Annotated in this window: 8 protein-coding genes; 6 read left to right on the forward strand and 2 right to left on the reverse strand. The window is 70.7% G+C overall.

Features of this window, described 5'->3' with window-relative positions:
• Positions 1-243: 243 nt before the first annotated feature.
• Positions 244-4218, reverse strand: coding sequence for a type VII secretion protein EccCa (eccCa, locus tag ABZ923_RS31710; RefSeq protein WP_361478530.1), 3975 nt, complete (start codon positions 4216-4218; stop codon positions 244-246).
• A 337-nt stretch (positions 4219-4555) separates the two neighbouring features.
• On the opposite strand from eccCa, the gene eccD reads away from it, so the two are divergent.
• The gene (gene eccD, locus ABZ923_RS31715) at positions 4556-6064 is read left to right on the forward strand and encodes a type VII secretion integral membrane protein EccD (protein WP_361478549.1); all 1509 of its coding nucleotides are present in this window, start codon (positions 4556-4558) and stop codon (positions 6062-6064) included.
• Positions 6065-6131: 67 nt separating this feature from the next.
• Here eccD and ABZ923_RS31720 read toward each other — a convergent pair whose 3' ends face one another.
• Positions 6132-6425: a DUF397 domain-containing protein gene (locus ABZ923_RS31720; protein ID WP_361478533.1), complete on the reverse strand. Its 294-nt coding sequence runs from the start codon at positions 6423-6425 to the stop codon at positions 6132-6134.
• A 266-nt stretch (positions 6426-6691) separates the two neighbouring features.
• On the opposite strand from ABZ923_RS31720, the gene rpsO reads away from it, so the two are divergent.
• The 5 genes from rpsO to ABZ923_RS31745 all read left to right on the forward strand — a co-directional run bounded on the left by rpsO (position 6692) and on the right by ABZ923_RS31745 (position 12205).
• Entirely contained in the window at positions 6692-6979 is a 288-nt protein-coding gene (rpsO, locus tag ABZ923_RS31725; RefSeq protein ID WP_003997419.1) for a 30S ribosomal protein S15, read from the forward strand.
• 387 nt (positions 6980-7366) lie between these two features.
• Positions 7367-9586 carry a polyribonucleotide nucleotidyltransferase gene (locus tag ABZ923_RS31730; protein ID WP_361478537.1) on the forward strand — a complete coding sequence of 740 codons (2220 nt, stop codon included), beginning with the start codon at positions 7367-7369 and terminating at the stop codon, positions 9584-9586.
• Complete coding sequence (locus ABZ923_RS31735) at positions 9583-10962, forward strand: pitrilysin family protein (RefSeq protein ID WP_361478540.1); 1380 nt, start codon at positions 9583-9585, stop codon at positions 10960-10962. The genes ABZ923_RS31730 and ABZ923_RS31735 overlap by 4 nt, the downstream gene beginning before the upstream one ends.
• 26 nt (positions 10963-10988) lie before the next feature.
• On the forward strand, positions 10989-11741 hold the full coding sequence (gene dapB, locus ABZ923_RS31740; protein WP_361478543.1) for a 4-hydroxy-tetrahydrodipicolinate reductase: 753 nt from the start codon (positions 10989-10991) through the stop codon (positions 11739-11741).
• An 11-nt stretch (positions 11742-11752) separates the two neighbouring features.
• Entirely contained in the window at positions 11753-12205 is a 453-nt protein-coding gene (locus ABZ923_RS31745; protein WP_361478546.1) for a tetratricopeptide repeat protein, read from the forward strand.
• Positions 12206-12541 lie beyond the last annotated feature (336 nt).

Consider the following 12541-nt stretch of genomic DNA (forward strand, 5'->3'; position numbering starts at 1 on the left):
CGCTCGGTGGACGCACCGCCGGCTTTCTGAGAGCGGCTCCCTCCTGTATGAGGACAGGAGGCATGCGGTTCTCGATGCTGCCGGGCGCCAGACCGTACATGCTGTAGGCGACGTTGCTGAGGCTGGTCCCCGACTCCCATTGGTCGCCGTTTGTCCTCCATGGCTCCCGAAGAACGGCTCGCCACGGACAGACCGCCGGCCACAAGACCAACGACGCCTACCAAGAGGGAATCGGGTTCCTCGTCAGTTCGTCGTGTCCGGCACCAGCCCCACCTGAACCATCGGCTTCCCCCGCTTGCGCGACACGAAGACACCCCGGCCCGCCGGCATCGGCCGCGGCCGGACCCCGCCGAGCAGGTCACCCTCGGCCGGATCACCCGCGAGGACCACACCCTGGGCGCCGAGTTCCTTGATGCGCTGCATGAAGGACTCGTAACCGGCACGCCCCGCACCGGCCGTGGACCGGGCGATGACGAAGCGGACGCCGACGTCCCGGGCGAACGGCAGCAGTTCCGTCAGACCCGCCAGCGGGTTGCCGCTCGACGTCGAGACGAGGTCGTAGTCGTCGATGATGACGTACACCGTCGGCCCCCGCCACCAGCTGCGGTTGCGCAGCTGCTCCGGGGTCACGTCCGCGGTCGGGGTGCGGCGCTGCATCAGGTCGGCCAGTGCGTCCATGTGGTGCTGCATCTGGTTCGACATGGGGATGTACTCGGCCAGGTGCGAGTCCGGGGTCACCCCGAGCAGCGAGCGCCGGTTGTCGACGACGAAGAGCTTGCAGGTGTTGCCGTCGTACCGCTCGGTCAGCCGCTTGATGATCAGCTTCAGCAGGTTGGACTTGCCGGACTCGCTCTCCCCGAACACCAGGAAGAACGGGTCCTGTTCGAAGTCGACGAACACCGGCTCCAGGTTGTCCTCGTCGAGGGCGAAGGAGATGCCGCGGTTCGGGAAGCGGTCACCCGGCGGAAGCTGGGTCGCCGGGAACTCACGGGGCAGCAGACGCACTTCGGGGGCGCCGGGCTCCTGCCAGTGGCGGGAGACCTCGGCCGCGAGGGCGGTCGTCGCCTCCGAGAGGTCCGTGTCGGAGGAGAGACCGTCGATCCGCGGGACCGCCGCCATGAAGTGCTGCTTCTGCGGGGTCTGACCACGTCCCGGCACCCCGGTGGGCACGTTCGCCGCGACCTTGCGGTCGATCTCGGAGTCCATGGGGTCGCCCAGCCGCAGCTCGAGGCGGTTCATCAGGTGGTCCTTGAGGTTCGCGCGGACCTCCATCGAGCGCGAGGCGGTGAGGATGAGGTGGATGCCGTAGCCCAGGCCGCGCGCGGCGATGTCCAGGACCATCGGCTCCAGGGCCTCGTAGTCCGTGCGGAAATTGCCCCAGCCGTCGATGACCAGGAACACGTCGCCCCACGGCTGGTCGGTCACCGAGATGTCGCCGCGCGCGCGGCGCGTGCGGAACTCCGCGATGGAGGAGATGCCCGCCGAGCGGAAGTACTCCTCGCGCCGGGTCATGACGCCGTACACCTCGGCCGCCGTACGCCGGACCTTCTCCGGGTCCAGTCGGGAGGCGACACCACCCACGTGCGGCAGACCGGCCACCGAGGCCATACCGCCACCACCGAAGTCCAGGCCGTAGAACTGCACCTCGAACGGCGTGTGGGTCAGCGCGAACGACGCGATGATCGAGCGCACCAGCGTCGACTTGCCGGACTGCGGACCGCCGATGATCTGCATGTGGCCGGCCGCGCCGCCGAAGTCCAGCCACAGCGGGTCGCGCCGCTGCTCGTACGGCTTGTCGATGAGGCCGGTCGGGACGACGAGCCGGCCCGCGCCCTCGTAACCGGGCTGGGTCATGCCGCGCCCGGGCACCGGGGCGAGCCCCGGCAGCAGGGCGTCGAGCGACGGCGGGCTGTCCAGCGGGGGCAGCCACACCTGGTGGGCGGCCGGACCCTGGGCCTCGAGACGCCGCACGATCACGTCGAGCACGGTGTCGGCGAGCGCGTCGTCCTGCCGCTCGCCGGTCTCCTCCTGCCGCTGCTGCGGGATCGGCACGTACTGCACCGGGACCTCGGCCGCGGTGAAGAGGACCGGCCTGCGGTCGACGGGCAGCGGGCCGCCGAACGCCGCGGCCTGCTGCGAGCTGGTGCGGTACACCCCGGAGACGTACGCGGCCTTGAAGCGGACCATCTCGTCCGTGCCGTACTTCAGGAAGCCGGAGCCGGGGACGTTCGGCAGTTCGTAGGCGTCCGGGACGCCGAGCGCGGCGCGTGACTCGGCCGCCGAGAACGTCCGCAGACCGATGCGGTACGACAGGTACGTCTCCAGTCCCCGGAGCCGGCCCTCCTCCAGGCGCTGGGAGGCCAGCAGCAGGTGCACACCCAGCGAACGGCCGATACGGCCGATCTGCACGAACATCTCGATGAAGTCCGGCTTCGCCGTCAACAGCTCGCTGAACTCGTCGATCACCAGGACGAGGGACGGGATCGGCTGCAGCGGCGCACCCGCCGCGCGCGCCTTCTCGTAGTCGTGGATGTTGGCGTAGTTGCCCGCGTCGCGGAGCATCTCCTGGCGGCGGTTCAGCTCACCGCGGATGGAGTCACCCATGCGGTCGACCAGGGTCAGGTCGTCGGCGAGGTTGGTGATGACGGCCGCCACGTGCGGCATCTGCGACATGCCGGCGAAGGTCGCACCACCCTTGAAGTCCGCGAGGACGAAGTTGAGCGTCTCGGAGGAGTGGGTCACGGCCAGACCGAGGACCAGCGTGCGCAGCAGCTCCGACTTGCCGGAACCGGTCGCACCGACACACAGGCCGTGCGGGCCCATGCCCTCCTGAGCCGCCTCCTTGAGGTCGAGCATCACGGGCCGGCCGTCCTCGCCGAGACCGATCGGCACGCGCAGCCGTTCCGACTGCGAGCGGGGCCGCCAGGTGCGCTTCGGGTCGACCGAGGCGGCGTCGCCGAGGTTCAGCAGGTCCGTGAACTCCAGGTTCGCCAGCAGCGGTTCGTCGTCGTCGCCGCCCGACGCCATGCGCAGCGGCGCCAGTTGGCGGGCGAGTGCCTCCGCCGCCTCGTACGACAGGACGTCCGGCGTCCCCTCGTAGACCAGACCGTGTGCGGATTCCAGGCGCAGTTCCCTGGGGTGCACGATGACCGAGAGATCGCCGCGGCCGATGGTGAGGTCACCCGGCACGACCTCCAGGACCGTCACGCCCTGCAGGCCCTCGGGGCTGGCCAGCAAGGAGGTGGGCGGCAGCGAGACACCGTCGAGGACGACCACCAGATGGGGCTGCTCGGGCACCGGCGCCCCGCCGGGGTGGAACCGCGGACGGCCCTCCAGCCGGGAGGCGAGCCGGTCCTCCAGCTCCACGGGGTCGGTGCCGATCAGACGCACGCTGCCGGCGCCGTCGGCGACGCCCGGGGCCTGCACGTGCGGCAGCCACTTGGCCCACTCCCACTCGGGCGTCGACTCCCGTGCGGTGACGACGGCGATGACGAGGTCCTCGGGGGAGTGCAGCGAGGCGAGGGAGGCGGTGACGGCGCGGGCGGTGCCGCGCACGGTGCCCGGCTCACCGCTGATCGTCACGTGGTAGAAGGCGCGCAGCGAGACCGCCATCGGCAGGTCGTCGAGGGTGCTGTGGGTGGCCAGGAAGCGCTGCATGGCGCCCGCGGTCAGCGGCTCCAGCTCGTCCACCGGGGCGGTCTGCGGCGGGATCAGGGGAGTGGCCAGGGCCTGCGGACCGAGGCCTACGCGCACCTGTCCGAAGTCCTCGTCACCGGTGCGGCGTTCCCACACCCGGCTGCCCTCGGCGACCAGCGCCCACAGTTGCTCCGGCGAAGGGTGCAGGTAGTACTGGGTGTCGCGCTGGGACTTCGCCGTCTCCACGGCGGCGCTCCGGGTCTGGGACAGGTAGCGCAGGTAGTCACGGCGCAGGTCCGCCATCTGCCCCTGGTTGCCGCGGCGGTAGCGGACCAGCATCGAGATGCCCATGGCGACGGTCGAGGCCACCATCACCAGACCCATGATCTTCATGAAGGGCTGGGCCTGCGGGTTGAAGAAGAACACCACGGATCCGCCCATGCCCAGCATGGGCAGGAGCTGCATCAGTGCGCCTTCCTGCTGACCGCGCGGCAGTTCCGGCGGAGCTTGCAGTACGACCTCGTCCGTGGGCACTTCCTTCGGCAGTGCCCGCGGTGGGCGCTTGACGACGATGTGGCTCACTACGCACCAATTCCCTTGCCGGACCGAGATGTTTCGTCCGCCGCCCCGTGTCAGGCGAACGTCGACCGCGAACCGCGATCCTACTGACAACCACGGACAACGGCGGGCGGTAGGGTGCCGGTGAAGCGCGTGAGCAGTTGCGAATCGTTCTAGGAGAACTCGGGCAATCCGCAACGGTTCGAAGCAAGCGCCACCCGTGAATCCCGGCCAGGGCCGCTCGGCCGGCCGGCGGAGCGGGCGGGCGCCGCACAACCTACACAGCATCTTTACGGGCGGAAGGGTGCGCGGTGGCGCCGAACGCCGCCCCACCACCGACGAGGGGGAACAGCACGTGAGCATGACGGCCTCCGCGCCGGCCGGCGCGACCGGTGGACCGGGCACCGGAGCCCCTTCCGGGGCGGGCATGGGATTCGGCTTCTGCCGCGTCACCATCGTGGCGCCCGACAGCCGCATCGACGTGGCGCTGCCCGACGACGTACCGGTCGCCGACCTGTACCCCGAGATCCTGCGCCTGTCCCAGCAGAGCCCCGCCGAGGGCGCGCCGGTCGGCTACCACCTCGTACGGCGTGACGGCACCGTCCTGGACGGCGCCCGGTCCTTCACCGCCCAGCGCATCCTCGACGGCGAACTGCTCACCCTGCGCCCGTTCGCCGAGTCGCTGCCCCCGGCCGTCCTCGACGACGTCTCGGAGGCGGTCGCCGCCGCCGTCACCCGGGACCGCACCCTGTGGAGCGGCGACCTCACCCGGGCCGCCGGACTCGTCGCGGGCGGCATCCTGCCCGCGCTGCTCGCGTTCGTCGCCTGGAGCTCCCAGGTCCGGCACGACATGCACAGCCTGCAGGGCATCATCGCGGGCATCTCCGGCATCCTGCTCGTCACCATCGCGTGCGTGCGCGCGCGGGTCTACGACGACCGGGGCTCCGCGGTCGCGCTGGGACTCGGCGCCCTGCCCAACGTCGCCGTGGCCGGCTCGGGGCTGCTGGCGCTCTCCGGCGGCGAGGGCATCGGACGTCTCCAGTTCCTGCTCGCCTGCACGACGGTCCTCGTCGCCGCCGTGGTGCTCACCCTGGTGTCGCCGGGCGGCGACGGGCCCTTCGTGGCGTTCGTCTTCGCCTCCGCCATCGGTCTGATCACGACCTTCATCGCGATCCTCACCGACCTGAGGCCCATCGAGACGGCCGCCGTCTGCGCCCCGCTGTCCGTCGTGGCGCTGGCCTTCCTCCCCGGTCTGTCCATGCGCTTCGCGCGGCTGCCCATCGGCTTCGAACCGCCCAACCCGTCCCGCGGCGGCTACGACACCGGCGAGCCCGCCCCGCAGGAGCCCGTGGACGCCGAGCGCGTCGCCGCCCAGGCTCGGCGCGGCCACGAACTCCTCGTCGGCCTGGTGGGCGGCTGCGCCCTCGTCGCGGTGGGCGCGTCGATCGTGCTCGGCTTCTCCAGCAACACCTGGGCGCAGCTGCTGGCCCTCGCGACCGGCTTGGCGATGCTCATGCGGGCGCACCTGTTCCGTTACACCGCGCAGGTCGGCGCCACCCTGGCCGCGGGCCTCGCCGCGATCGTCTTCCTCGGCCTCGGGCTGGCCCTGAACCCGCCCCGGGACTACCTGATCGACGCCTTCCGGGGCGACACCGTCGCCCTCGACCTCCGCAGCGTCTGGCTCGCCGCGGCCGTCGCCGCGGCCACCGCCCTGGTCACGGCGATCGCCCTGATCACCCCGCGGCGCGGTGTCACCCCCTTCTGGGGGCGCTTCCTGGAGATCGCCGAGAGTTTCGTCCTGCTCACGCTGATCCCGCTGGCCCTGGCCGTGTTCGACGTGTACGCGCAGGCGCGGGCGATGACCAGCTAGGTACCGTCACGCGCATGCGTACGGGAAAGGGCGGCACGCACGCGTGCCGCCCTTTCCCGTACGCACCTCACTGCACGTCCAGCCCCCCGTTATGAGCCATGGGCTTCAGATCGAACTCCCCGTCCCGAGCCCCCAGCACGAACGCCCGCCACTCCGCCTCGGTGTAGCGCAGCACGGTGTCCGGGTCGAGGGAGGACCGCATCGCCACCGCCCCGGCCGGCAGGTACGCGATCTCGACGCGCTCCTCGTGCTCCTCCGTGCCCGGTGCGCAGTGCCACTCGACGCCCGAGATGTCGAGCGCGTACAGCTCGTCCCGCTCCCGCTCCTTGCGCGCCTTGATCTCCGCTTCCGTTTCCGCCATCGTGCAGCGACCCCTTCCCGAGGTAGGTACGGTCCGGCGCTCACCCTAGTGGCCGACGCGGCCCCCTCAGGGGGGTTCGGCGACCGGGCGTAAGGCGCCCGCGATCGCCTGGTACCCTGAGTGACGGCCGTTTGTGTACGCGCTCCCGGAACCACCGTGTTCTGGAGGCCGCGCCCAGCGGATCCCCGCCTCCCGAGTAACAGAAGCTCCCCCGAGATGTAGACCGGGGGCACTCGGTGGCACTCAACAGACTATGAGGAGTACGCGTGTCGCTCGACGCCGCTACGAAGAAGCAGATCATCGCCGAGTTCGGTACCAAGGAGGGTGACACCGGCTCCCCCGAGGTCCAGGTCGCTCTGCTCTCCCGTCGGATCTCCGACCTGACGGAGCACCTCAAGACCCACAAGCACGACCACCACTCCCGTCGTGGCCTGCTGATCCTCGTCGGTCAGCGCCGTCGCCTGCTGCAGTACCTGGCGAAGAAGGACATCCAGCGCTTCCGTGCGCTGGTCGACCGCCTTGGCATCCGCCGCGGTGCGGCGGGCGCCAAGTAAGTCGCCGTGAGGGGAGCGGTTCCCGGAAGCACCCGGGAGTCGCTCCCTTTGCCGTATGCGCGGGCCCGCCGCGCCCGCGGAAACCCCCGTCGTGCGTGCGGAGACGTGCGGACTGTCACTCACGCTTTGTAGTGTGGTAGCACAACGCAATACGCACGACACGGAACGACGTACGACACAGGTCGTGCGACACAGGTCGTACGACACAGAACGAGGAGGAGCGCACCAGCCGCCGCCGGTCCTCGGTAGTGGCCCCCGGGGGGAAGCGAGCCCCGGGTGCTTCGATCGAAGACCGGCCCGCACCGCACGGAGCGCTTCTCCGCCACCGTCCCCCTGCCACACGGGCAGCCAAGGGACGAAAGACGATAAGTAACGGAGAAAACGCTAGTGGAGAACGAGACCCACTACGCCGAGGCCGTCATCGACAACGGCCCCTTCGGCACCCGCACCATCCGCTTCGAGACGGGCCGCCTGGCCAAGCAGGCCGCCGGCTCCGCCGTGGCGTACCTGGACGACGACACCATGGTGCTGTCGGCCACCACCGCCTCGAAGAACCCCAAGGACCAGCTCGACTTCTTCCCGCTGACGGTGGACGTCGAGGAGCGGATGTACGCCGCCGGCAAGATCCCCGGCAGCTTCTTCCGTCGTGAGGGCCGGCCGTCCGAGGACGCCATCCTCACCTGCCGCCTCATCGACCGCCCGCTGCGCCCGTCCTTCAAGAAGGGCCTGCGCAACGAGATCCAGGTCGTCGCCACGATCATGGCGCTCAACCCCGACCACCTGTACGACGTCGTGGCGATCAATGCCGCGTCCGCGTCGACGCAGCTGGCCGGCCTGCCCTTCTCCGGCCCGATCGGCGGCGTCCGCGTCGCGCTGATCCGCGGCCAGTGGGTCGCGTTCCCGACGCACACCGAGCTGGAGGACGCCGTCTTCGACATGGTCGTCGCCGGCCGTGTCCTGGAGGACGGCGACGTCGCGATCATGATGGTCGAGGCCGAGGCCACCGAGGGCACCATCAAGCTGATCGAGGGCGGCGCCGAGGCGCCGACCGAGGAGGTCGTCGCCGCCGGTCTGGAGGCCGCGAAGCCCTTCATCAAGGTCCTGTGCCGCGCCCAGGCCGACCTCGCCGCCAAGGCCGCCAAGCCGACCGCCGAGTTCCCGATCTTCCTGGACTACCAGGACGACGTGTTCGAGGCCCTGACCGCCGCCGTCCGCCCCGAGCTGGCCCAGGCGCTCACCATCGCCGGCAAGCAGGAGCGCGAGGCCGAGCTGGACCGCGTCAAGGGTCTGGCCGCCGAGAAGCTCCTGCCGGAGTTCGAGGGCCGCGAGAAGGAGATCTCCGCCGCGTACCGCTCGCTCACCAAGCAGCTGGTCCGCGAGCGCGTGATCAAGGAGAAGAAGCGCATCGACGGCCGCGGTGTCACCGACATCCGCACCCTGGCCGCCGAGGTCGAGGCGATCCCGCGGGTGCACGGCTCCGCGGTGTTCGAGCGTGGCGAGACCCAGATCCTGGGCGTCACCACCCTCAACATGCTTCGCATGGAGCAGCAGCTGGACACCCTCTCCCCGGTGACACGCAAGCGCTACATGCACAACTACAACTTCCCGCCGTACTCCACCGGCGAGACCGGCCGCGTCGGCTCCCCGAAGCGCCGCGAGATCGGCCACGGCGCCCTCGCCGAGCGCGCCCTCGTGCCGGTGCTGCCCACGCGCGAGGAGTTCCCCTACGCGATCCGCCAGGTCTCCGAGGCGCTGAGCTCCAACGGCTCGACGTCCATGGGCTCGGTCTGCGCCTCCACCATGTCGCTGCTGAACGCCGGTGTGCCGCTGAAGGCCCCGGTCGCCGGTATCGCCATGGGTCTGATCTCCCAGGAGATCGACGGCGAGACGCACTACGTCACCCTCACCGACATCCTCGGTGCGGAGGACGCCTTCGGTGACATGGACTTCAAGGTCGCCGGCACGAAGGACTTCGTGACCGCCCTCCAGCTCGACACCAAGCTGGACGGCATCCCGGCCTCCGTCCTGGCCGCGGCCCTCAAGCAGGCCCGCGACGCCCGCCTGCACATCCTCGACGTGATGATGGAGGCCATCGACCGGCCCGACGAGATGAGCCCGCACGCCCCGCGGATCATCACCGTCAAGATCCCGGTCGACAAGATCGGTGAGGTCATCGGCCCCAAGGGCAAGATGATCAACCAGATCCAGGAGGACACGGGCGCCGAGATCACCATCGAGGACGACGGCACGATCTACATCGGTGCCGCCGACGGTCCCTCGGCGGAGGCCGCCCGCGCCACGATCAACGGCATCGCCAACCCGACGATGCCCGAGGTCGGCGAGCGCTACCTGGGTACGGTCGTGAAGACGACCACCTTCGGTGCGTTCGTCTCCCTGCTGCCCGGCAAGGACGGTCTGCTGCACATCTCGCAGATCCGCAAGCTCGCCGGCGGCAAGCGCGTGGAGAACGTCGAGGACGTGCTCGGCGTGGGCCAGAAGGTCCAGGTCGAGATCGCCGAGATCGACTCCCGCGGCAAGCTCTCCCTCGTTCCGGTGATCGAGGGCGAGGAAGGCAACGACGAGGCGAAGGACGACGCCGAGCAGTGACGTCCCGTAGCTCGAAGGCGACGGCCCGCCCCTCCTCGGAGGCGCGGGCCGTTGCCCGTACCCAAACCCTGATCAAGGGCGCCGGCGGCATCGGCACCGTGCGCAAGACCACCCTCCCGGGCGGCCTGCGCATCGTCACCGAGACGCTGCCCTCGGTCCGCTCCGCCACCTTCGGCATCTGGGCGCACGTCGGCTCCCGCGACGAGACCCCGGCCCTGAACGGCGCCACGCACTACCTGGAGCACCTGCTCTTCAAGGGAACCCGCCGCAGGTCCGCCCTGGACATCTCCGCCGCCCTCGACGCGGTCGGCGGCGAGATGAACGCGTTCACGGCCAAGGAGTACACGTGCTACTACGCGCGCGTGCTCGACACCGACCTGCCCCTCGCCATCGACGTCGTCTGCGACATGCTGACCGGTTCGCTGATCCTCGAAGAGGACGTCGACGTCGAGCGCGGCGCGATCCTCGAAGAGATCGCCATGACCGAGGACGACCCCGGCGACTGCGTGCACGACCTGTTCGCGCACACCATGTTCGGCGACAACGCCCTCGGCCGCCCGGTCCTCGGCACGGTCGACACGGTCAACGCCCTCACCGCCGACCGCATCCGCCGCTTCTACAGGAAGCACTACGACCCGACCCACCTCGTGGTCGCCTGCGCCGGCAACATCGACCACGCCAAGGTCGTACGACAGGTCCGCGCGGCCTTCGAGAAGGCGGGCGCCCTGGGGAACGCGGACGCGCAGCCCATCGCCCCGCGCGACGGCCGCCGTACGATCCGCACCTCCGGCAAGGTCGAGCTGCTGGCCCGCAAGACCGAGCAGGCGCACGTCGTCCTCGGCATGCCCGGGCTCGCCCGCACCGACGACCGCCGCTGGGCCATGGGCGTGCTCAACACCGCCCTCGGCGGCGGCATGTCCTCCCGCCTCTTCCAGGAGGTCCGGGAGAAGCGCGGCCTCGCCTACAGCGTGTACTCGTACACCTCCGGCTTCGCCGACTGCGGCCTGTTCGGCGTCTACGCCGGCTGCCGGCCCAGCCAGGTGCACGACGTGCTGCGGATCTGCCGCGACGAACTCGACCACGTCGCGCAGAACGGCCTGTCCGACGACGAGATCGCCCGCGCCATCGGCCAGCTGAGGGGCTCCACGGTCCTGGGCCTGGAGGACACCGGCGCGCTGATGAACCGTATCGGCAAGAGCGAGCTGTGCTGGGGCGAGCAGATGTCCGTGGACGACATGCTGGCGAAGATAGCCGCGGTCACCCCGGACGAGGTCCGCTCCGTCGCCCGCGACATCCTGGGGCAGCGCCCGTCGCTGTCGGTCATCGGCCCGCTCAAGGACAAGCAGGCCTCCCGGCTGCACGACGCGGTCGCCTGAAACACCACCGGTTAGGAAGCAGGAACATGAGCAAGCTGCGCGTGGCGGTCCTCGGTGCCGGGGGCCGGATCGGGTCCGAGGCGGTCAAGGCGGTGGAGGCCGCCGAGGACATGGAGCTGGTCGCCGCCCTCGGCCGCGGCGACAAGCTGGAGACGCTGGCGGAGACCGGCGCCCAGGTCGCCGTCGAGCTGACCACCCCGGCCTCGGTCATGGGCAACCTCGACTTCTGCGTGCGCCACGGCATCCACGCGGTCGTCGGTACGACGGGCTGGACCGACGAGCGACTCGCGCAGCTGCAGGGCTGGCTGGCCCAGTCCCCGGAGACCGGCGTGCTCATCGCGCCGAACTTCTCGATCGGGGCCGTGCTGACGATGAAGTTCGCGCAGATCGCGGCGCCCTACTTCGAGTCGGTCGAGGTGGTCGAGCTGCACCACCCGAACAAGGTGGACGCCCCCTCCGGCACCGCCACGCGCACCGCCCAGCTCATCGCGGAGGCCCGCCGGGCGGCCGGCACGGCACCCGCGCCGGACGCGACCGTCACCGCCCTCGACGGCGCCCGTGGCGCCAGCGTCGACGGCGTCCCCGTGCACGCCGTCCGACTGCGCGGCCTCCTGGCCCACCAGGAGGTCCTGCTCGGCGGCGAAGGCGAGACCCTCACCGTCCGGCACGACTCCCTCCACCACAGCAGCTTCATGCCGGGCATCCTGCTCGGCGCCCGCCGGGTGGTGACCACTCCGGGCCTCACCTTCGGCCTGGAGCACTTCCTGGACCTGAGCTGACAGCCACTGCGATGCGCGCGAAGATCACCTACCTCGTCACGGCCGCCGTCCTGGTCTTCTACTTCGTCCTGGTCGGCAGCCGCGGCGTGATGCTCATCCAGTCCGGCACGCTCCTCACCGTCACCTTCGGGGTGGCGGTGCTGATCCTGCCGGTCATCGGCCTGTGGTTCCTGTGGAAGAACACCCAGTTCGTCCGCCGGGCCAACGCCCTCGCCGCGGAGCTGGAGGCCGAGGGCGGCCTGCCGGCCGACGAGCTGACCCGCCTGCCCAGCGGCCGTATCGACCGCGACTCGGCCGACGAGGTGTTCGCCAAGCGCAAGGCCGAGACGGAGGCGACCCCCGACGACTGGCGCTGCTGGTTCCGCCTCGCCGTCGCCTACCACGACGCCCGCGACACCCCTCGCGCCCGCAAGGCCATGCAACGCGCGATCTCCCTGCACGACGGCAGATCCCCCCTGCCCTGACCGGCGGGCGGGAGCACCGGTCACACCCAGCCCGGCCGCAGCCCCGATCGCAACCCGCGGGGGAAGAGCCGTCGACCTCCCCCGTCCTTACGGGAGCCTCCCGCCCTTCACCGGGCCCGCGCGGCTGCGCCGAGCCGGCAAGGCCGAGGCCGCTCCGGCCGGCCGAAGGGGCCGGCGACTGCCGGGGGGTCTGCCCGGATGGTCTGGCGGTTGCCGAGCGCTGGATGTCGCGGTGCCTGCCGGGTCTGCCCGGATGGTCTGGCGGTTGCCGAGCGCTGGATGTCGCGGTGCCTGCCGGGTCTGCCCGGATGGTCTGGCGGCTGCCGAGCGCTGGAT

It is taken from the genome of Streptomyces sp. NPDC046881 (assembly GCF_040645015.1).
Lineage (GTDB): Bacteria > Actinomycetota > Actinomycetes > Streptomycetales > Streptomycetaceae > Streptomyces.